At 70.8% G+C, this 19578-nt stretch carries 17 protein-coding genes and 1 riboswitch; of the genes, 3 read left to right on the top strand and 14 right to left on the bottom strand.

What is annotated here, in order from left to right; genetic code table 11:
- The first annotated feature begins 2 nt into the window (after nt 1–2).
- A complete protein-coding gene (gene hisC, locus BJ982_RS03670; protein ID WP_184876555.1) occupies nt 3–1061 on the top strand; it encodes a histidinol-phosphate transaminase in 1059 nt (352 codons plus the stop codon).
- Here hisC and BJ982_RS03665 read toward each other — a convergent pair.
- From BJ982_RS03665 to purD, 5 genes are all read right to left on the bottom strand, one after another.
- Nucleotides 1048–1986, bottom strand: a complete 939-nt coding sequence (locus BJ982_RS03665; RefSeq protein WP_184876553.1) for an EamA family transporter — start codon at nt 1984–1986, stop codon at nt 1048–1050. The two genes, hisC and BJ982_RS03665, sit on opposite strands and share 14 nt — an antisense overlap.
- Before the next feature lie 565 nt (nt 1987–2551).
- Nucleotides 2552–3799, bottom strand: coding sequence for a GTP cyclohydrolase IIa (locus BJ982_RS03660; protein WP_184615749.1), 1248 nt, complete (start codon nt 3797–3799; stop codon nt 2552–2554).
- A 421-nt stretch (nt 3800–4220) separates the two neighbouring features.
- Complete coding sequence (gene murA / locus BJ982_RS03655) at nt 4221–5492, bottom strand: UDP-N-acetylglucosamine 1-carboxyvinyltransferase (RefSeq protein ID WP_184876551.1); 1272 nt, start codon at nt 5490–5492, stop codon at nt 4221–4223.
- A 153-nt stretch (nt 5493–5645) separates the two neighbouring features.
- On the bottom strand, nt 5646–6692 hold the full coding sequence (locus tag BJ982_RS03650) for a hypothetical protein (protein WP_184876549.1): 1047 nt from the start codon (nt 6690–6692) through the stop codon (nt 5646–5648).
- Nucleotides 6693–6840: 148 nt separating this feature from the next.
- Complete coding sequence (purD, locus tag BJ982_RS03645) at nt 6841–8073, bottom strand: phosphoribosylamine--glycine ligase (RefSeq protein ID WP_184876547.1); 1233 nt, start codon at nt 8071–8073, stop codon at nt 6841–6843.
- 396 nt (nt 8074–8469) lie between these two features.
- Here purD and BJ982_RS03640 point away from each other — a divergent pair, with 396 nt between their 5' ends.
- Nucleotides 8470–9591, top strand: a complete 1122-nt coding sequence (locus tag BJ982_RS03640) for a magnesium and cobalt transport protein CorA (RefSeq protein WP_184876545.1) — start codon at nt 8470–8472, stop codon at nt 9589–9591.
- A gap of 105 nt (nt 9592–9696) precedes the next feature.
- Here the strand turns inward: BJ982_RS03640 and tenA are convergent, their stop codons facing one another.
- The 4 genes from tenA to BJ982_RS03620 form a co-directional block, all read right to left on the bottom strand.
- Nucleotides 9697–10401, bottom strand: a complete 705-nt coding sequence (gene tenA, locus BJ982_RS03635; protein ID WP_184876543.1) for a thiaminase II — start codon at nt 10399–10401, stop codon at nt 9697–9699.
- Nucleotides 10393–10503, bottom strand: a riboswitch (TPP riboswitch). Its footprint overlaps the gene before it by 9 nt.
- 97 nt (nt 10504–10600) lie before the next feature.
- A complete protein-coding gene (locus tag BJ982_RS03630) occupies nt 10601–11041 on the bottom strand; it encodes a PIN-like domain-containing protein (protein ID WP_184876541.1) in 441 nt (146 codons plus the stop codon).
- A 1-nt stretch (nt 11042) separates the two neighbouring features.
- Nucleotides 11043–11729 carry a MerR family transcriptional regulator gene (locus BJ982_RS03625; protein ID WP_184876539.1) on the bottom strand — a complete coding sequence of 229 codons (687 nt, stop codon included), beginning with the start codon at nt 11727–11729 and terminating at the stop codon, nt 11043–11045.
- 355 nt (nt 11730–12084) lie between these two features.
- Complete coding sequence (locus tag BJ982_RS03620; RefSeq protein WP_184876536.1) at nt 12085–12651, bottom strand: ATP-binding protein; 567 nt, start codon at nt 12649–12651, stop codon at nt 12085–12087.
- Between the two features lie 220 nt (nt 12652–12871).
- Here BJ982_RS03620 and BJ982_RS03615 point away from each other — a divergent pair, with 220 nt between their 5' ends.
- On the top strand, nt 12872–14239 hold the full coding sequence (locus tag BJ982_RS03615; protein WP_184876534.1) for a helix-turn-helix transcriptional regulator: 1368 nt from the start codon (nt 12872–12874) through the stop codon (nt 14237–14239).
- A 240-nt stretch (nt 14240–14479) separates the two neighbouring features.
- On the opposite strand, the gene BJ982_RS03610 is transcribed toward BJ982_RS03615, so the two are convergent.
- From BJ982_RS03610 to BJ982_RS03590, 5 genes are all read right to left on the bottom strand, one after another.
- Nucleotides 14480–15745, bottom strand: coding sequence for a helix-turn-helix domain-containing protein (locus BJ982_RS03610; protein ID WP_184876532.1), 1266 nt, complete (start codon nt 15743–15745; stop codon nt 14480–14482).
- Nucleotides 15732–16571, bottom strand: coding sequence for a hypothetical protein (locus BJ982_RS03605; protein WP_184876530.1), 840 nt, complete (start codon nt 16569–16571; stop codon nt 15732–15734). The genes BJ982_RS03610 and BJ982_RS03605 overlap by 14 nt, the downstream gene beginning before the upstream one ends.
- An 88-nt stretch (nt 16572–16659) precedes the next feature.
- Entirely contained in the window at nt 16660–17592 is a 933-nt protein-coding gene (locus tag BJ982_RS03600) for a glycerophosphodiester phosphodiesterase family protein (protein WP_275411728.1), read from the bottom strand.
- A gap of 139 nt (nt 17593–17731) precedes the next feature.
- The gene (locus BJ982_RS03595; RefSeq protein ID WP_184876528.1) at nt 17732–19015 is read right to left on the bottom strand and encodes an adenylosuccinate synthase; all 1284 of its coding nucleotides are present in this window, start codon (nt 19013–19015) and stop codon (nt 17732–17734) included.
- Between the two features lie 102 nt (nt 19016–19117).
- Nucleotides 19118–19537: a DUF3151 domain-containing protein gene (locus BJ982_RS03590; RefSeq protein WP_184876526.1), complete on the bottom strand. Its 420-nt coding sequence runs from the start codon at nt 19535–19537 to the stop codon at nt 19118–19120.
- Nucleotides 19538–19578 lie beyond the last annotated feature (41 nt).

Here is a 19578-nt window from a genome sequence, read left to right as displayed (position 1 = left end):
CCATGCCGCGTTTCCGCCCGATTCTCGATGCGTTGCCCGCCTACCGGGCGGGGAAGGCCGTGGTCTCCGCCGACGGCCGGTCCTTCAAGCTGTCGTCCAACGAGTCGCCCTACGACCCGTTGCCCTCGGTGGTCGAGGCCGTCGCCGCCGCGGCGCGCGAGATCCACCGCTATCCCGACCCGGCCTGCGTGGGCCTGACCGAGGCGCTGTCGGCGCGTCTCGGCGTGCCGCAGGAGCACATCGCGCTCGGCGCGGGATCGGTCACGGTCGCCCAGCAGCTCTTCGAGACGGTGGGGGAGCCGGGCGCCGAGGTGATCTACGCCTGGCGCTCCTTCGAGGCGTATCCGCTGCTCGCCGACCTGGCGGGCGTCACGTCGGTCCGGGTCCCCCTGGTCGAGGAGACCCACGACCTGGAGGCGATGGCCGCCGCCGTCACCCCGGCCACCCGCATGATCTTCGTGTGCAACCCCAACAACCCCACCGGTACGGTCAACCGGACCGCCGAGCTGACGGCGTTCCTCGACCGGGTGCCCGAGGACGTCCTCGTCGTCCTGGACGAGGCCTACCGCGAGTACGTGCGCGACGCCGACGTGCCCGACGGTCTCGGCCTGTACGGCGACCGGCCGAACGTCGCGGTGCTGCGCACGTTCTCCAAGGCGTACGGGCTCGCGGGCCTGCGCGTGGGCTACCTGGTCGCGCAGGAGCCGGTCGCCTCGGCCGTGCGCAAGACGACGGTGCCGTTCGCGGTCAACAGCATCGCGCAGGCGGCGGCGATCGCCTCGCTGGCCGCCGAGGACGAACTGCTCGAACGCGTCGAGACCGTGGTGAAGGAGCGCACCCGCGTGCGCGAGGCCCTGCTCGGCCAGGGCTGGGCGGTGCCGCCCACCGAGGCCAACTTCGTGTGGCTGCGCCTCGGCGAGCGCACCGCGGAGTTCGCCGAGCACTGCGCGGTGGACGGCGTCGCCGTGCGCCCGCTGGGCGAGGGGGCGCGCGTCTCCGTCGGCTCTCCCGAGGCCAACGACGCCTTCCTCGACGCCGCCGCGCGGTTCAGGGCCGGCTGAGCTCGGCCTCCCCGGCCGGCGCCGCGTTCCCCGCGCGCCGGCCGCGCCGCTCCGTCGACACCACCAGGGCCACGCCGAGAACGATCACGGCGCCCGCGGCGAACATCTGCGCCGTCACGCTCTCGTCGAGCACCACCACGCCCAGGACCACCGCCACGACCGGGTTGACGTACGCGTAGGTCGCGACCAGCGAGATGGGCGCGTTGCCGAGCAGCCACACGTACGAGGTGAAGCCGGCCAGCGAGCCGACGAGCACCAGGTAGGCGAGCGCCACCCACGAGCCGGTGCCGACGGCGCCGACGTCGACGTGCTCGCCGAGCACGGGGCTGACGGCGAGCATCACCACGCCGCCCACGAGCATCTCGACCGTGCTCGCGGCGAAGGGGTCCTTGGGCATGGGGAGGCGGCCGGACAGGAACGAGCCGACCGCCCAGGCCAGCGCGCCGCAGAGGATGATCACGACGCCGGCGGCGCTGCCGGAGCCGCCGCCGGTCAGCGAGAGGCCGGCGACGCCGCAGAACCCGATGAGCACCCCGGTCACCGTGAGCGCGTGTGGGCGGTCGCGGGCCACCACGCGGAAGATGACCAGCCACAGCGGCACGGAGGCCACCAGGAGGGCCGCCAGGCCCGAGGAGATGTACTGCTCGGCCACCGACACCATGCCGTTGCCGGCCGTCAGCAGGAGGACGCCGACCACGGACGTGCCGAGGAACTCCGCGCGCGTCATGCGGAAGACGCCGCGGCCCCGGCGGAGCGCCAGCAGGAGGCCGAGGATGACGCCGGACAGCACGAAGCGGACGCCGCCGCTCAGCATCGGGGGAATGGTCTCGATCGTGATCCGGATGCCGAGGTAGGTCGAGCCCCACACGACGTAGACGATCCCCAGCGCGGCCCAGACTCTGACGTCACGAGTGTTCTGCCCCATGACTCATGACGATATCGGCCCACCCTGCTTGGATTCATGCGGGTTTCGGACCAGGTGTAGGAGGCGCGTCGTAGTACCACAGGTTTGTCCACATGGATGTGGATAACCGGCTTCGTCACGACACCTGAACATTACATTTTCGCATCTAGGTAGAGGAATGCGGCGTGTGCGGCCTCGCGCCAAGTTATCCACAGCCTGTGGGCCGGCCGTCCTCGCCGGCTCCCGGGCAGGTCGGGCCGGGATACCGTCAATACTTTCGAAATCGCGACCGAAACGGCCATGCCGCGGACGCGCGAACGCCGGACACGTACCGCGACGAGGGCGCGCGAACGCCGGACATGACACGGGCGCGCGGCCGTACCCGGCCCCTGACACGGGCGCGCGGGAACCCTGGGCACGGACCGCGCCCGCGCCGGCGCGGCCCGTGCCCGGGCGGCCTTGGACCAGCTCGTCACCCGCCCCCACAGGGACGGGTCACACTCGCCTTCGTGCCGAGCGGCCCGCCGTCCCCCTGGCGAAGGGCCCCTCACGGGTCATCCGCCCCACACGGATGACCCGCCGGAGGCTAGCGCGGGCCGAGCTTCTCCACGATCAGCCGGTAGAGCTGGCGCGGGCGCCCCGGCTGCGGTGTGCGATTCGGCGGTAGCGGCCACGCGAGTCCCTCGTCGACCAACGTGCGCAGCAGCCGCCGGGCCGTGCGGGGAGTCACTCCGAGCATGCGCCCGGCGCTCTCCGCGTCCACGATCGTGTCGCCGCCCTCCAGCTTGGCGGCCAGCCGTGCGAGGACCTCCACGCCCTTCGGCCTGCCCTGTCCCGGCGCCTGAGGAGGCATCCGGGGCGCCGGCACGAGCGTGCGGCCCTCTCTGTCCACCGCGAAGCCCTGAGGCTGCTTGCCCGCCTGTGTGCGGGCCAGGGCGGCCCTCGCGTGGGTCTCCGCGTCGTGGGTCGTCCGGCCCATGCCCACGCCCACCTCGACCGCGAGGCCGAGCTCGTCGCGGATGCGCGCGGCGAAGGGAAGGACACGGAAGCCGTCGGTGGCGGCGGCCATCGAGCCGCGCGTCGCCGTGACCAGATAGCTGTGATCGTCGATCGCCCATACGGCGGCGTTCATGCGATTGGCCTCCTGCACCAGCAGACGGTGCAGAGAAAGCCTCAGCTCGTCACGCCAGTACCTGGGTGCGGCCCGCCGTACGGGCTCGCGTAACGTCGGCACCTCGATGAGCACGACCGTGAGCTGCGACTCCTCCAGCCGGTGGTGCGCGCCGAGCAGCGCCGCGGTGTGCAGCGCCGAGCGGATCGCCGCGGAGGTGGGTCGCACCCTTACGGTCGGGACGCCCGCCGCGGTCAGCCGGTCGGCCACCGCGGGCAGGCAGGTGAGCGCACCGGTCGTGCTGCCCTGCCTGATCAGGCGCTCGTGGTAGGCCGCGACGGTTCCCGTCGCACCCGGCTCCTCACGTGTCTGCACTCCCGCCGTCGGCAGGCCGAGGTCGGCGTAGGCCTCCTCGACGTCCGAGCGGGTGAGCAGGTCGACGCTGACCCTGCGCGGGTCGATGCGCTCGTCCAGTGCGGCCCGCGCCAGCGCCGCGGTGAGCGCCGGACCTCCGAGCTGCACGTACGTCGCGGGGATCGTCAGCACCCCCGAACGTCTGGCCAGCTCGTAGGGGACGGGGCTGGCGAACAGACACGCGTCCACCCCCGGTCCGAGCCGGACCACCTTGTCAGCGGCCTCCTGTTCGTCTCGGTATGCCGCGGCGACGAGCCGGCTGGGCACCGGCGCCGCCGCATGACCCATTAACATCACTCGCTCGACCAGGTCATGGGGTCCCACCACCCCAATCGTCAGGTCCGGGGCCGACGCGCCCACGCGCGACCCGCGAGGAGTTTCTTCGGTCCTCTCGACCAATGTTCGTCCCATCCCGCCATACCTCTGTTTGAGGCCGCTCCGCCGCGCGGTGCCATGAACCGGTGTACCGGCCCCATGAGCGCCCGGCATCGCGACCTCCCAATCCACTGGTCGAGTCCGCCGTGCGCGGGGTCGCCGGGCGGTCCGCCTGTAGGCGTTCCCGGCGTTCCCGGCACGGGTTCTTCTCCCATCCGGTCTAGTCCTCTTTGGAACGATCGCTCGCCGCGGCACTAATGTCACGCCCGGATTTGCCGGAATGCGCCCCAGCCATGCCGACAAGGTATGGATGAGATGGTCATAAGAACAGGTCAGAGGCGGTTTACGGGCGGTGTCACGAGCTAGAGGAAATTTCTCTTACCACATCTCCTCCCAGCGCCTTCATACGAGCCGCGAGGTCGTGGTGACCGCGATCGATGAGATATCCGGGCGACACGACCGTCTCGCCGGACGCGGCCAGGCCGGCCAGGACGAGCGCGATTCCGGACCGCAGATCGTGCGCCGTGACGTCCGTTCCGGTCAGCGGAGTGCTGCCGTGGACCACCGCCCGGCTGTCCTCGACCGCGATGCGCGCGCCCATTTTGTTGAGCTCGCCGGCGAGCGCGAACCGGCCGTCGAAGATGCGCTCGTGGATGTAGCTGTTGCCGTCGGCGAGGCACGCCACCGTCATGATGGGCGACTGCAGGTCGGTGGCGAAGCCGGGATAGGTGTCGGTGATCACGTTGATCGGCCGCAGCGGGCGGTCGCGCCGGACGTGCAGCACCGCGCCGTCGGTGGCGAACTCGACGCCCATCTGCTCCAGCTTCCAGCGGACGACGCCGAGGTGCTCCAGCGACGCGCCGACCAGGTTCACCTCGCCGCCGGTGATGGCGGCGGCCATCGCGAACACGCCCGCGTCCAGACGGTCCGGCATGACCTGGTGCTCCACGGCGGTGAGCTCGTCGACGCCCTCGACCGTGATGAAGCCGGTGCCGCCGCCGCCGATGCGCGCGCCCATCTTGGTGAGCATGTCGATGACGTCCAGCACCTCGGGTTCGAGGGCGGCGTTCTCGATGATCGTGGTGCCCTTGGCGAGGGCCGCGGCCATGATGAGGTTCTCGGTGCCGGTGTGGGAGGGCGTGTCGAGGTACAGCGGCGCGCCCGCCAGCCCGGACGCCTTGACGTGGATGACGCTCTCGCCCTCGTCCACGACCGCGCCGAGCCGCTTGTAGCCGAGGTAGTGGAAGTCCAGGTTGCGGCTGCCGAGATTGCAGCCGCCGATGCCCTCGATGATGGCCTCGCCGAGGCGGTGCAGCAGGGCGGGGACGAACAGGACCGACCCGCGGAACCGCCGGGCGATCTCGGCGGGCAGGACGGCGCTCGTGAGCCGGGACGCGTCGATGACGAGCGTGCGCTCGGCCTCGTGGAGCTCCACCTTCGCACCCACGGCCTCGGCCAGCTCCACCGCGCGGCGGACGTCCTCGATGATGGGCACGTTGCGCAGGACCGTGCGGCCTTCCGAGGCGAGCAGCGCCGCGCCGATCATCGGGAGCACGGCGTTCTTGGCGCCCTGGATGAAGGCGGTTCCGCGCAGGGCGTTGCCACCGCGCACGCGGTAACGAACCATAAGATGAGGCTCCTCGATATCAGAAATGACGCGCCTGAGGCGCGGACGGCGGCGCAGTTATCCGCCCACATTAGCCGTTTCCGGATGCCTGCCCGCGCCGTTTCCGCGCACTTGCGCGGCTCCCACGCCGCCGCCCGGCGCGCCCCCCGCGGGTCACCTCGCGGGGGTTCCCGCAGGTGTGTCCGGAGAGGCGGCGTGCAGCAACGTGTTGGCGCGCTGATCGACGATACGGGTCACCACCTGCTGCGCGTAGCCGAACACCATCGCCCACACCAGGATCGAGGTCTGCGAGCTGAGCCCCGCGAAGCCCGGCACGAAACCCGAGTTCAGGATGAGCAGGCCGATGATGGCGGTCGCCACGCCCGCGGGCGCCTTGAGCAGGTTCTGCGCCACCGCGAGCGAGTAGCGCGTCGTCAGCTCCGAGCGTGTGGACAGGCTCGCCGCGGTGGCCAGGGCCGCGCCCAGCATGCCGATGAGCGCGACCAGCGGCACGTCGCCGTGCGAGGGCGCGCCCGCCCCCGCCGGGCACACGCGGATGCCCTCGCGCGGACCCAGGCTGGCGAGCAGCGTGCCGTTCCCGCACATGGGGATGGCCGACGGCCAGATCGCGCCCACGGCGACGAGCCCCGCCGTGATGACGGTCAGCGCGGCGACGCCGCCGAGCAGCATGTTGCGGAAGCTGCGCACCCGCCCGCTCTCGATCCCGGCGGTGGCGTACGCGGCGCGCAGCACCGACTGCACCAGCCCGCGATCGGCCTCGCCGACGTCGCCCGCCGCGACGCGTGCCGCGAGCTGGGCGAGGCGGGCGTCGTCCGCGGGCAGGTAGGCGCGGCCGACGGCGAGCGCCTCCGGCGCCCTGGAGGCCAGCTCGGCGGCCGGGAGCAGGCCGAACAGCATCACGGTCGCGCCGTACAGGTTGGCCCAGGCGGCCTCGATGGCCTGCCCGGTCAGCCACCGGCGCCAGCCCTGCCGTTGCGTCGCGTAATCATGGGCGGCGTCGAGCTGCCGCACGATGGAGGCGTGCAGCTCCGCCGTGCCCGGTTCGCCCCGCCGGGCCGCGAGCGCGCGGTCGGCGTCGGACCGCACGTCCGCGCCGCGCGAGGTGACGGTCACCCGCCACACCCCCGGCCAGCGCAGGGCCTCGCGGTCGTCCTGAACCTTCGGCGTCTCGCTCTCCCGCACCGCGGGCTCGGCAGTCATGCGCTCCTCCAGGCTCGCCTCTCCTGGATCATCGCCGCTGCCGGGCCCGCGCGCCACCACACCCGCCTCATCCGCGACACGGACGTCGCGGGCGCGCCGGGCCGGGGAAGCGCCGTAGAAGCGTTCTGAGCCTGCTCCAGGCGCGTTTCTAGGCCAGGGCGGCGATGTCGGTGCGGTGGTGCGAACCGCGCAGGCGTATGCCGTCCACGAGGGCGTAGGCGGCGGCGCGCGCGGCGGCGACGTCGGGGCCCGTCCCGACCACGCTGAGCACCCTGCCGCCCGCCGAGACGACGTGGCCGCCGGCGTCCAGGGCCGTGCCCGCGTGCAGGACGTAGGCGTCCTTCGCCGCCGTCCGCAGGCCCTCCAGGCGGTCGCCCTTGACGGGGTCGGCCGGGTAGTTCTCCGCGGCCACCACGACGGTCACCGCGGCCCCCTCGCGGTACCGCGGCGCGGGCTCGCCGGCCAGCGCGCCGGTCGCGCAGGCCAGCAGCAGCCCGGCGAGCGGCGTCTCCAGGCGGTCGAGCACGACCTGCGTCTCCGGGTCGCCGAAGCGCGCGTTGAACTCGATGACCTTCGGCCCCGCGGACGTCAGCGCCAGCCCCGCGTACAGCACCCCCGTGTACGGCGTGCCGCGCCGGGCCAGCTCGCGGACGGTGGGCAGCACGACCTCGTCCATGACGCGCTCGGTCAGCCATTCCGGCGCCCACGGCAGCGGCGTGTACGCGCCCATGCCGCCGGTGTTCGGGCCCTTGTCGCCGTCGTAGGCGCGCTTGAAGTCCTGGGCGGGCTGGAGCGGGACGGCGGTGGCGCCGTCGCACAGCGCGAACAGCGACACCTCGGGCCCGTCGAGGAACTCCTCCACGACCACGCGCTCGCAGGCCGCGGCGTGGGCCAGCGCCTCCTCGCGGTCGGAGGTGACCACGACGCCCTTGCCCGCCGCGAGCCCGTCGTCCTTCACGACGTACGGCGCGCCGAAGGCGTCCAGCGCGGCCTCGGCCTCCTCCCGCGTGACGCACACGCGCGCGCCCGCGGTCGGCACTCCGGCCGCCGTCATCACCTCTTTGGCGAACGCCTTGGAGCCCTCGACGCGGGCCGCCTCCTTGGAGGGGCCGAAGCAGGGGATGCCCGCGGCGCGCACGGCGTCGGCGACGCCCGCCACGAGCGGGGCCTCGGGGCCGACGACGACCAGGTCCGCGCGCAGGCGCGTGGCCAGCGACGTGACCTGCCCGGGGTCGGCCGGTGTCACGGCATGCGTGGACGCCACCTCGGCGATGCCGGCGTTTCCCGGGGCGCAGTGCAGCTCGGACACCGCGGGGTCGAGGGCGAGGGCGCGGCACAGCGCGTGCTCGCGGCCCCCGGAACCAATCACAAGTACGCGCACGTGGGGAGTCTACGGGGCGCGTCCGGGGCCGCCGTCACGCGACGGGGAGCGGGGCGGGAGAGAGGTCCGTGCCCGGGTCGTCACGGAATAGCGGTGGTGTTTTGCACCGTTATTCATGATCAGAACCGTATGCGCGTTGTAAGCTAGGGGGGTCGGCCCGGCTGTGATAGGTTGGGCCAGCTATGGACCGTCTCTCGGCCGATTGGAGGTGGAATCGGGATGACATCTGGTGATCCCAGCAGTACGTGCTCGCGCACGTGCTTCGTGCGCAACCCCGACCACTCCAACTCGGTGTCCGACTGAGAGCTTCGCGCCCAAACTACTTTTTCGCGGTTTTTCCGCATCCCCTTTTGCCGTGCGCGCGGTTTTCCCCAGGTCGGGCGGGAAGGGATTTCCATGCGCTCGTCCACTCTTTTCCAGCGGATCAACCTGCACCAGCGCCCCGCCCCTGAAGTGGCGCTGCGCCGTCCCGGCTCCCGGCTCCGCCAGGTGAGCGGCCCCTGTGTACCCCCGAGCGACTCGGTCGTCGAGTTCGGCGCCTACGTGGGCGGCAAGCGGGTGGAGGCGGACGGCATCCCCGAGGCCGTCGGGCTGGTCCGTGACCACAACGCCGCCTCCGAACTCGGCGGCGCCTACGTCTGGGTCGGCCTCTACGAGCCCGAGGCCTCCGAGGTCGGCTGGCTGGCCGAGGTCTTCGGCCTGCACCCCCTCGCCGTCGAGGACGCCATCAAGGCACACCAGCGCCCCAAGGTGGAACGTTACGGCGACTCGCTGTTCGTCGTGCTGAAGACCCTCGCCTACCTCGACGACGACCCCAGGGCCGGCAGTCAGATCATCGCCAGCGGTGAGATCATGATCTTCGTCGGCGCCGACTTCGTGGTGACCGTCCGCCACGGCGGGCACTCTCCCCTCGCCGACGTGCGCAAGCGCCTGGAGGACAAGCCCAAGCTGCTGTCCCGCGGACCCTCGGGCGTGCTGCACGCCATCGCCGACCACGTCGTCGACAAGTACCTCTCCGTCGCCGACCTCATGCAGGCCGAGCTCGAAGAGGTCGAGGCCACCGTTTTCGCCGACGTGAGCTCCCGCGACATCAGCCGCATCTACCAGCTCAAGCGCGAGATGATCGAGATGAAGCGCGCGGTCACCCCGTTGCAGACCCCCTTCAACGCGCTTCCCACCCGCCGCATGATCCCTTCGGAGATGCGCGAGTACTTCCGCGACGTCGTCGACCACCTCTCCCGGGTCTGCGAGCAGGTCGAGTCCTCCAACGAGCTCTGCAACTCGATCCTGCAGGCCGCGTTGGCCAGGTCCAACGCCCTGGCCAACGAGGACATGCGCAAGATCTCCGCGTGGGTGGCCATCATCTCGGTTCCCACGATGATCGCCGGCATCTACGGCATGAACTTCGACCGCCTGCCCGGCCTGCACGACATGTGGGGCTATCCGGTCGTCATCGGCGTCATGCTCGTCGTGTGCTCGCTGCTCTACCGGGGCTTCCGGCGCAACAGCTGGCTGTGAAGGCGTCCGCTCTCACGACGGGCATCGCCGCGCGTTCGCGCAGGCCAGAGGTTGTCAGGGCCGGTCAAGACGCTTTTCGTACGGCCCAAAACGATTTGGGATGGTTCACACGGGCCATGATTCCTGCCGCCACGCCGCCTCCCAGAACATCCACTCATAGCGGGACGTGGTGACGAAGTGGCTCAGCGCGGCGGCGCGCTGGGCCGGCGTCGCCTCCGCCCCGGTACGGTCCGCCAGCTCCACCACGCGGCGCACCACGCTCTGGAACGCCTGGTCGCCGTAGGTGGCGATCCAGCGGGCGTACAACGCGTCCGGGGACGACTCGGCGAGCAGCGCCGTCCCGACCCGCGCGTAGATCCAGTAGCAGGGGAGCACCGCGGCGAGACCGTCCAGGAACGACCCGCCGTACACCGTGGCCAGCAGGTAGCTCGTGTACGCGCGGGTGGTCGGCCCCACCGGAGCCTTCTCGGCCTCCTCGGCCGACCCGCCGAGCTGGAACATGAACTCGGCGTGCATCTCCTGCTCGGCCGCGATGGCGCCCACCGCGTCCTGCGCGAAGGCCCGCACGTCGTCCTCGGTGGGCGACTTCGCCGCGCACAGCGCCAGCGCGCGGGCGTACTCCCGCAGGTAGTGCGAGTCCTGCACGATGAAGTGGCGGAAGGCGTCGTGCGGCAGCGTGCCGTCGGTGAGCCCCGTGATGAACGGGTGGTCGAGTATGGCCGTGTAGATGGGGGTGATGGCCTCCCAGAGTTCCTCACTGAACGACCGCGACGACTGGTACGTACCGGTGATGGACCCGGATGTCTCCATGGAAAAGCTCCCTACGCCGGCATGACCCGGTCAGGTTCGAGCGGTCTGCGGCCGAACAGCCACACTCTCAGCCCGGTGCGCCAGGCTCCCGCGTTCCGTCCACCCGAAGCGTACCCCGCCCCAGCGCCCACCCCGCAAGCCATCACCCGCGGGTGCGGACCGTGGCGTGAGCGGACGAACATGAGAATCCCCGGAACGGTCAGGACGTCAGGGAGATCTCGCGCATGCCCGACCGGGTGACCGCGTAGATGTAGGGGCCCGGCTTCTCCGCGGCCTGTTCCACGTGACGCCACTGTGTCACCACGACCTCCAGCAGCCCCCAGCCGTCGAGGACTTCCTCCGAGGTGATGGCGAACATCCGGGCGCGGGCGGTGAGCACGGCGTCCTTCTCCGCCGTCCTTCTCTCGATGTGCTTGTCCCGGGTGAGGATGGCGAGGCCCGCCGCGGTGACCTTCGGGATCCAGACGTCGTCGGCCGTCGCGGTGTCCTGGATGACGCAAGGGCTCGTCGTCCACTGCTTGCTGTGGCGTCGGCCGTCGTCGCCGCAGAACGTCACGTCGCGACGAGCCCGGACGAGAATGTGGGCGAGCCCAAGGGTGTCGGCATCCACGTACCAGCGGGGGGTGACCGGCTTCGGCATCTCAGGCGGCGTCCGCGGACCACTCGAAGGCCAGGGCGGCCTTGACGGCGGCGACGGGCAGGTCGAAGTCGTCGGCGATCTCCTCGACGGGCACCTGGGCGTCCGCGAGCTCCGCCAGTACCTCGGTACGCACGCCCTGAACGGTCGCCGCTGCCGAGGAGAGCAGCGGATCGATCACCACGGGATTACTCCTTCCGAGGGGGTGGATGCGCTGAGCCTCACGCTCGCCGGTCTCGTTGAAGTCGACCCGATCCAGAAAATCGACGACCCGGTGATCGAGGACGAGTTGATCGTCGTCCACCTGATACACCATGCGCAGGGAACCCGGAATATGCAACCGATCCTGAACTTCCAGCAGGAACCGTCGTCGATTATCGACGAACGGCTTGAAATGCGCGAGCGGGTAAGGAACCCCGAATTCGCTACGAAGCAGGGCGATGAAGGGGCGCAGCTTCTGCATGGACACGTTGCGCTGCCGATACGCGCGCAAATAGCGGGCTTCCACGATCTCCCCCCAGGTGACGTCCGTGGCGCCCGTGGGCTGCTCGCGCAGCACCGGCGGATAGAACCGGCCCTGCCGTTCCTCCCCTTCCAGCCAGTGGAGCAGGGTGGTCGGCGGTATGCGAAGCTGCCGCGCCGCCTCCCGCACGCTCATCACCCGCCGCGCCAGGACCTGAATATCACTCATGAATCATCACTCCCTCGAAGTGGAGGATATGACGAGACGACATCCTTGTCTCCGTTTTCCTGCACGTATTGACCGCAGAATACGCGCCGACCCCTCCCAAACACGATGTGATCCCGCAATACCGAAAAATCCGCTGAACGCCAGAGCATACTCCGCCCCTGGCCCCGTACAGCCCATCCGATACGACACCCCACAAACCCCGCATCCCCGAAAAGGTCCTCGCCTCCGCGCCCGGGGGGCGCTCCGGCTCGGGCTGTGTTTCCCAGGAGGGGCTCCGCCCCCCTTCGACCCCCCGATTCGGGGCTTCGCCCTCCTGGCGGCTCGCGACGCGGGGTGCAGCATCTGATGCGGTTGTTCACGTACTGCCGCAAACGATTCCGTCGCCCACAGGCAGAGCGAACCCGACTGCCTTACCTGCGGCTCGGCTGCGAGACGTGGCTGCGGGATAGACGGCACACCGTCCTCCTGACAACCGGTGGACCAGGAACAGGCCGCGACCGTTCTCTTCCAACGAAGGGAGGTCGGCGGCCTTTGAAGCACGAAGGCGGCCGAGCAGTTGCCCCACCACCCGGAGGCCGGGACTTCCGTCTACCACGTCACACCAGATGGGGACGTCCCTGTCGCTGACGATGCGCAGTTCGTATGGCTCAGCGGCGTACCGCTCCGCGTTGGCCACGAGTTCCGCCACGACGATCTCCATCTCGGCGGCGTCGTCCTCGTTCACCTGTGCCTTCAGCAGATGGCTTCTCAACACCGCCCGCGCGCGGCGTGCCGCGAACCCCGGGGTCAGAGATTCGACGGTGGTCTGAAGGCGGCCGGACGCCTTGGCGGGCATGTCCTCGTCCTGGGGGGCGAGGTGGAGGGCGATCAGTGGCCATATCCCCGGGTAGGGCTCTGGCGCGACGCTCTCGTGAAGCGGCATGGAAGACTCCGTTCGTCGACGGGAACCCGGGACAGCAGGAAATTCCTCCGCCGACCTGGAGTGAAGGTCGTTGTGTTCGCCGTTCGGAGTCATGCCGGTCGAAGGATGGCGACAGGTCGTTTGGCGGTCGTTTCGATTTCCCGATGGACACTCACGGTGATTCATGCGTCACTGTTGGTCATTGATTGACGATAGAAGGAGCACCAAGGGGGTAAGGGCAATGGGCGAGGGCAACGGCACGACCGGGCGTCCGGGACTGGTCGAGGCGCGCAAGCGGCGCGGACTCAGCCAGGAACAGGCGGCGGAGGCGATCCGTGTGTCCCCGACCACCTGGGGGCGATGGGAGCGTGGCGTCCAAGCGGTCCGGGCCGCACATCGGACCCGCATGGCGGTCGCCTTCCACGAGGATCCGGGCGAGGTCGCCCGGTGGATCGACGGCGAGAGTGCGTTGTCTCCGTCGGCGGACTACTGGGGCGGGGCCGTGCCGCTTACCGTGAAGGCGGTCCAGGAGCTGTGGAGGTCTGAAGTGGATCCGTCCCGACGTCACATGCTGGCCACGCTGCCCTTCGTTCCCGCCGCCGTGAGTGAGCTGCTAGCGGCCTGGAACTACGATCCGGCACCTGATTCGCCGGCCGGTCGTGGCTCAACTCCTCAGGTGGGCATGACGGACGTGGCGCGGATCAGCCAGGCCAAGCGGGCGTTCGCTCAGATCGATCACCAGTTCGGCGCGGGGGTCGTGCGGCCGGTCGTGGTGAGGTACCTGAACGGTACGGTGGCCCCGCTTCTGCAGGGCCGGTACGACGATCGTGTCGGGGCCGCACTCATGACGGCCGCCGCCGACATGACATGTCTGGTGGGCTGGATGGCCTTCGACATTGGTCAGAACGGCCAGGCGCAGCGGTACTTCGCGCAGGCGCTCCGGCTGTCCAAGGCAGCCAACGATCCGATCATGGCAGGCTGGGTGCTCGGCGTGATGGCTCACCAGGCCGTCTACCTCGATCGGCCGGTCGAGGCGCTTCGGCTGACCAGCGCCGCTGTCAACGCCGCTCAGAAGGCTCAGGCGCCCCCACGCCTGATGGGCCGACTGGCCTTCAGCAACCGAGCCTTCGCCACGGCTCTACAGGTGAAGTTCTCCGAGACGCGAGACGCCTACAGCGTCAAGGCGGCCGAACGATTGCTCGCCGAGGCGGAATGGGCGTACGAACAGGGGCCTACTGATCGAGAGCCCGCGTGGCTGCCGCCGTACGATCCGTCCCGGACGGTCTCGGAGGCGGCACGGACCTGGCACCTGCTGGGGCAGGATCAGCGAGCGATCACCTGTGCCGAAGCCGCGCTGAGTGCGCATAAGGAAAGTCAGACACGATCCGCACAGCTCGCGCGCGTCAACGCGGCGGACGCGTATCTCGGCGCCGGGGAACTGGAGCAGGCGATCAGCCACGCCCGCGCGGCGATACCTTCGGCCAGGTCACTGTCCTCGCCACGCCTCAATGAGCGTATCCGGGGCTTCGCCGCAGATCTGGAGCCGTACGGCGACACCGTCCTGGTCCGCGAGTTCCGGGATCACCTCAGGACCCAACTCGCCGCCTGAGCGTCACCGGCAACCAGCAGCCGAATACTCACCACTCGATATCCCAGGGCGCCGTTTTTCAGGCATTCCATGAGCCGTACCGGAGCGGTGTCTTCACACGATCATTGAGGGGCGACCCGAACGAGGTGGGGCGGGAGTTCGAGGGCGGAGCCTTCGACTGGGGGTCGAAGGGGGGCGGAGCCCCTCCTGGGAAACACAGCCCGAGCCGGAGCGCCCCCGGGCGCGGAGGCGAGGCCCGATTCAAGGGACGAGGCGGAGTTCGGGGCGGGGGTCGGGGAGGGAGAGGAGTTGGCGGGTTCTTTTTATGGGCCAGGCCAACTGGGTGGCGAGGGTGGGGAGGGTCAGGCTGGTGCGGGTGGTGGCGAGGTCGAAGGCTTGGGCCAGGAGGACGGGGTGTTCGCCGGGGTAGCCGGTGATGGGCTCGCCGGCGAAGCCGGGCTGGTCGCGGAGGGCGGCGAGGCGCTGGTAGGCGCGGCCGGCGGCGGAGTCGGAGAGCAGGCCGAGCTCGCGGCAGCGGTAGAGCAGTGAGTCGACCGAGACGCCCCAGATGTTCTTCAGCTCGGCGAGGCGGCGCAGGTCCAGGCGGCGGGGGAGGGCGGGGAGGATGCTCTCGCGCGGGGTCAGGAACTCGGCGGCGAAGGTGTCGGCCTCGCGTTCCTGCTGGACGTCGCCGGCGGCGGTGTCGCCGTGCAGGACCAGGTGGCCGAGCTCGTGGGCGGCGGTGAAGCGGTAGCGGTGGATGTCGTCGAAGCGGTTGGCGGTGAGGACGACGATCGGGCGGGGGAGCTGGGAGGTCGAGAAGGCGTCCACCGTGGTGGCGTCCTCGTCCGGGGGCGGGAGGACGACGACGATGCCGTGGGCCTCCATCTGGCGGACCAGGTGGGGGATGGGGCCGGTGCCGAGGCCCCAGTGGCGGCGCAGCTCGCGGGCGGCGGCGGCCGGGTCGCGGGGCAGTTCGACGCCGGAGTGGACCTCTCCGCCGGAGAAGCCCGGCAGGTCGACCTGCGGCAGCCGAACCCGCTTCTCCAGGGCGTGGGTGAGCTCCCAGACCTGCTCGACGAACGCGACCGCCTTGGCCCGCTGGTGGGCGCGGGTGGAGCGCAGGCTGCGGAAGTGCGCCATCGAGCCGTCCAGCTTCGCGTGCGGGCGGCCCGGCAGGAAGAACGCCATGGGCACGCCGAGGACCTCGGCCAGGCGCGGGACCAGGTCGGGACGCGGGTGGGTGGCGCCCGTCTCGTACTGCCCGACCGCCGCGGGGGTCACGCCGACGCGCTCGGCGAGGTCCTTCTTGGTCAGCCCGGCCAGCCGCCGCGCCTGCGTGAGCCGTGCCTGGTCGAACGCGACGGCGACGGCCTGCGGGGTGGGTGCCGCCTGCTCGTCCACCTGGTCGAAGAGACGGATCTGACCGTGCCCGTCGCTCCAGGATCCCGCAGGTGGGCCTGTCGCGGGCCGGGAGCCGGGGGCCTGGTCGTGGGGCGGGGCGGAGTCGAGGTCACGCGTGGTCATCGGCGGCGGCGGGGCGCGTGTTCGGGGGCTCGGTGTCCACGGCGGACAGGGCGCGGTCCAGGGCGGAGCGGTGGGCGAGGTCGAGGCCGGGCTCGGCGGCGGCGTCGAAGCGGGCCGCCGGGGAGCCCAGCGGAAGGGCCTGCGGCACCCAGGGGGAAGACTCGCGCAGCGGGATCGGCTCGCAGTGCAGCCAGTAGATGTGCCCTCGGTCGTCGATCAGCTCGGCCTCGCCCCAGTAGAGCCGCAACAGCCCGGCGCGCGCGTTGGCGGCGTAGGCGACCGGGATCAGCCGGGTGTCGGCGGGCAGCCGCCGCAGCAGGGGGAGCACGTCCTCGGCCTCGTCCTCGTCCTCCAGGACGCCGAGGTCGAGCTCCTGCTGCTGGTAGATCGTCCGCGGGCCGTAGCGCGTGAACAGCTCGCGGGCCAGGGCCGAGACGCGGCCGTCGCTGACGCGGGCCTCGCTGACCGGGGTGAAATCGTCCTCGGCGAAGCGGAAGGGGAGGAACAGGTTGCCGTCCAGGACGACGAGGTGGTGCGGCGAGCGGTAGGGGCGGATGACCTGGAAGCCGGGTTCGTCCCTGAATCCGGCGACGAGGGCTTCGTAGCGGCGCGCCATGAGCGTGGACCCGTAGGCATATCGCTTGTCGCTCCTGGACCACTTCTGGGCGTCCTGAGCGTTCTCCGCGGCCTCGCGGAGGGAGGTGGCCAGCCGCTGTCTCACGTCCGCGGCGCGCGCGCCGAAGCGCTCGGCGGCCCAGGTGGACATGCGCGGCTCGACCTGCATGGGTGACCTCCGGTCGGTGGCGTCGGGGGACGGTCCCGCCACTTTAGTTCTCCGCACGATACTCCCGCGCGCACTCCAGTTGATGTTGTGACGCGCCGGGGGGACGGCGCGACGCCCGGCCGGGGACGGGTCAGGGGCGTTCGGGGCGCGGGGCGACGACGGCGGGGGGCAGAGGCAGGCCGCGGCGCGCCCACACCTCGCGCATGCGGTCCGGGTAGTCGGTGACGATGCCGGCCACGCCGAGGTCGAGCAGGCGCGCGGCCTCCTCGGGATCGTTGACGGTCCACACCGTCAGCGGCAGCCCCGCCTTGCCGGCCCGCGCCACCAGGTCGTCGTCCACCAGCACGCGGTCGGGCGACAGGGTGGTCGCGCCGATCGAGGCCGCGGCCGCCGCGAGGTCGCCGTCGAACGCGCGCGGGTCCAGGCCGAGCCAGGCCGGGTCGATGGTGGCCTTCTCGACCAGGGCGTACCGCCGGGACACCAGGTGTTCTGCCGCGCGCAGCACCCGCCAGTCGAAGCTGAGGATCGCCGCGCCGTCCAGCCGCCCGTGCCGGGTCAGCTCGGCCACCACCAGCTCGGTCAGCTCGCGCGGGTCGCCGGACAGGTCGGGCCGGGTGGGGTCGGACTTGATCTCGACGTGCATGCGGACGTCGTCGGCCCCGTAGGCGGAGGCGAGGCCGAGGACGGCGCCGAGCGTGGGCATGCGCGCGCCGGGGACCGGCGCCTGAGTGGCGGCGTAGCGGTCCTTCGCCGACTTAGGACGGCGGACGCCGACGTCGAGCGTGCGGAGCTGGGCGAGCGACAGCGAGCGGATGGGCTTGCCGACGTAGGGGAAGTCCGGGTCGCCCTCGACGAGGGGAGCGGTGTCGGCGCCGGTCACCGCCGACACCGTCAGGTCGTGGGTCAGCACCAGCCGCCGGTCGGCGCTGAGGGCGACGTCGAACTCGATGGCGTGGACGCCGAGCTCCAGCGTGAAGGCCATGCCGGGAAGGGTGTTCTCCGGGCGCAGGCCCCGTGCCCCCCGATGGCCGTGTATCTCCGGCAGAATCTCCGGTATCTCCACCTGCACACGGCGCACCCTATCGTCCGCCCGTCCTGACCCCCGTCAGGCGGGGCCGTGAAGGCGGCGGCCCGGCGAGCCCGTGGATCGGCGCGTGCCTTCCCGGACCCGAGCGAGCCCGCCGCCGTGACGCCCCGCCGTGTCAGATCAGCGAGCGCAGGGACAGGGTCTGCGTGCGGCCGGGGCCGACGCCGATGGCGGAGATCCGAGCGCCGCTCAGCTCCTCCAGGGCGCGGACGTAGTCCTGCGCGTTCTTCGGCAGGTCGTCGAAGGACTCGGCCTCGGTGATGTCCTCGTCCCAGCCGGGGAACTCCTCGTAGATCGGCTTGGCGTGGTGGAAGCCGGTCTGCGTCATCGGGATCTCCTCGTGGCGCACGCCGTCGACGTCGTACGCGACGCAGACCGGGATGCGCTCCAGGCCGGACAGGACGTCCAGCTTGGTGAGGAAGAAGTCGGTGACGCCGTTGATCCGCGTGGCGTACCTGGCGATGATCGCGTCGAACCAGCCGCAGCGGCGGTCGCGGCCGGTGGTGACGCCGTACTCGCCGCCGGTGGTGCGCAGCCACTCGCCCATCTCGTCGGTCAGCTCGGTCGGGAACGGCCCGGAGCCGACGCGGGTGGTGTACGCCTTCAGGATGCCGATCACGCGGGTGAGCCGGGTGGGCGGGATGCCCGAGCCGATGCACGCGCCTCCGGACGTCGGCGAGGAGGAGGTCACGAACGGGTAGGTGCCGTGGTCGATGTCGAGCAGGTTGCCCTGGCCGCCCTCCAGCAGCACGACCTTGCCCTCGTCCAGCGCCTTGTTGAGCACCAGCGAGGTGTCGGCGATGTGCGGGGTGAGCCGCTCGGCGTACCCGAGGTACTCCTCCAGGACCTTGGCCGGGTCGATGCCCCTGCGGTTGTAGACCTTGGTGAGCACCTGGTTCTTCTCGTTGAGCGCGACCTCGATCTTCTTGCTGAGGATGCCCGGGTCCAGCAGGTCCTGCACCCGCACGCCCATACGGGCGATCTTGTCGCCGTAGGCGGGGCCGATGCCGCGCCCGGTGGTGCCGATGCGGGACTTGCCCAGGTACCGCTCGGTCACCTTGTCGAGCGCCTTGTGGTGCGGCATGATCAAATGCGCGTTGGAGGAGATCAGCAGGCGGTCGCACGAGATGCCGCGCTCGACCAGGCCGTCGATCTCCGACAGCAGGACCCCGGGGTCGATCACCACGCCGTTGCCGATCACGGGGATGACCTCCGGGGACAGCACGCCGGTCGGCAGAAGGTGCAGGGCGTACTTCTGGTCGCCGATCACGACCGTGTGCCCCGCGTTGTTGCCGCCCTGGTAGCGGACGACGTAGTCGACGTCGCCGCCCAGCAGGTCGGTCGCCTTACCCTTGCCCTCATCGCCCCACTGGGCGCCCACGAGAACGACAGCCGGCATGGTTAACTCCCGCGCACCAAAAAGTAAACCCCTGGCGCAAGCGCGACAGGGGCTCTTGCGTTGAGAGACTACCCGAGCAGGCTGATGCCGCCCAAGCGCGGCTTACGCCGAGTTGAGGGCCTTGACGGCCTCCGGGCTGCTGTCACGCAGGAACTGGGAGCACCGCTCGGCCTCGTCCTTCTCGCCGATCGCCTGGGCGGAGCGGGCGAGCGCGTGCAGGCAGCGCAGGAACCCCTGGTTCGGCGCGTGGTCCCACGGGATGGGCCCGTGTCCCTTCCACCCGGCGCGCCGGAGCTGATCCAGGCCCCGGTGGTACCCGGTACGCGCGAAGGCGTAGGACGTGACGGCGTGACCGGCGGCGAAGTATTCGTCGGCCAGCGCCCCCCAGGCTCCGGAGTAAGCCGGAAAGCGCGCGGCGACATCGCTGGCCTTGACACCGGACTCCAGCGCTTGCCTCGCTTCCGGGGTGTCCGGCAGGAGGGTGGGCGGCGGGCCGGCGAGGAGGTTCTCGTGCGATTCCATGAGCACAGTATTAACCGCGTTCCCCCTCTCTGGTCATACCG

It is taken from the genome of Sphaerisporangium siamense (assembly GCF_014205275.1).
Classification (GTDB): domain Bacteria; phylum Actinomycetota; class Actinomycetes; order Streptosporangiales; family Streptosporangiaceae; genus Sphaerisporangium; species Sphaerisporangium siamense.
This window is presented reverse-complemented; position numbering and strand designations above follow the sequence as displayed.

Bases quoted from the DNA above. Each gene is read 5' to 3' on its own strand.
- hisC (WP_184876555.1), top strand. From the start codon at position 3: ATGCCGCGTTTCCGCCCGATTCTCGATGCGTTGCCCGCCTACCGGGCG.
- BJ982_RS03665 (WP_184876553.1), bottom strand. From the start codon at position 1,986: ATGGGGCAGAACACTCGTGACGTCAGAGTCTGGGCCGCGCTGGGGATC.
- murA (WP_184876551.1), bottom strand. From the start codon at position 5,492: ATGGTTCGTTACCGCGTGCGCGGTGGCAACGCCCTGCGCGGAACCGCC.
- BJ982_RS03650 (WP_184876549.1), bottom strand. From the start codon at position 6,692: ATGACTGCCGAGCCCGCGGTGCGGGAGAGCGAGACGCCGAAGGTTCAG.
- BJ982_RS03640 (WP_184876545.1), top strand. From the start codon at position 8,470: ATGCGCTCGTCCACTCTTTTCCAGCGGATCAACCTGCACCAGCGCCCC.
- tenA (WP_184876543.1), bottom strand. From the start codon at position 10,401: ATGGAGACATCCGGGTCCATCACCGGTACGTACCAGTCGTCGCGGTCG.
- BJ982_RS03630 (WP_184876541.1), bottom strand. From the start codon at position 11,041: ATGCCGAAGCCGGTCACCCCCCGCTGGTACGTGGATGCCGACACCCTT.
- BJ982_RS03625 (WP_184876539.1), bottom strand. From the start codon at position 11,729: ATGAGTGATATTCAGGTCCTGGCGCGGCGGGTGATGAGCGTGCGGGAG.
- BJ982_RS03620 (WP_184876536.1), bottom strand. From the start codon at position 12,651: ATGCCGCTTCACGAGAGCGTCGCGCCAGAGCCCTACCCGGGGATATGG.
- BJ982_RS03615 (WP_184876534.1), top strand. From the start codon at position 12,872: ATGGGCGAGGGCAACGGCACGACCGGGCGTCCGGGACTGGTCGAGGCG.
- BJ982_RS03610 (WP_184876532.1), bottom strand. From the start codon at position 15,745: ATGACCACGCGTGACCTCGACTCCGCCCCGCCCCACGACCAGGCCCCC.
- BJ982_RS03595 (WP_184876528.1), bottom strand. From the start codon at position 19,015: ATGCCGGCTGTCGTTCTCGTGGGCGCCCAGTGGGGCGATGAGGGCAAG.
- BJ982_RS03590 (WP_184876526.1), bottom strand. From the start codon at position 19,537: ATGGAATCGCACGAGAACCTCCTCGCCGGCCCGCCGCCCACCCTCCTG.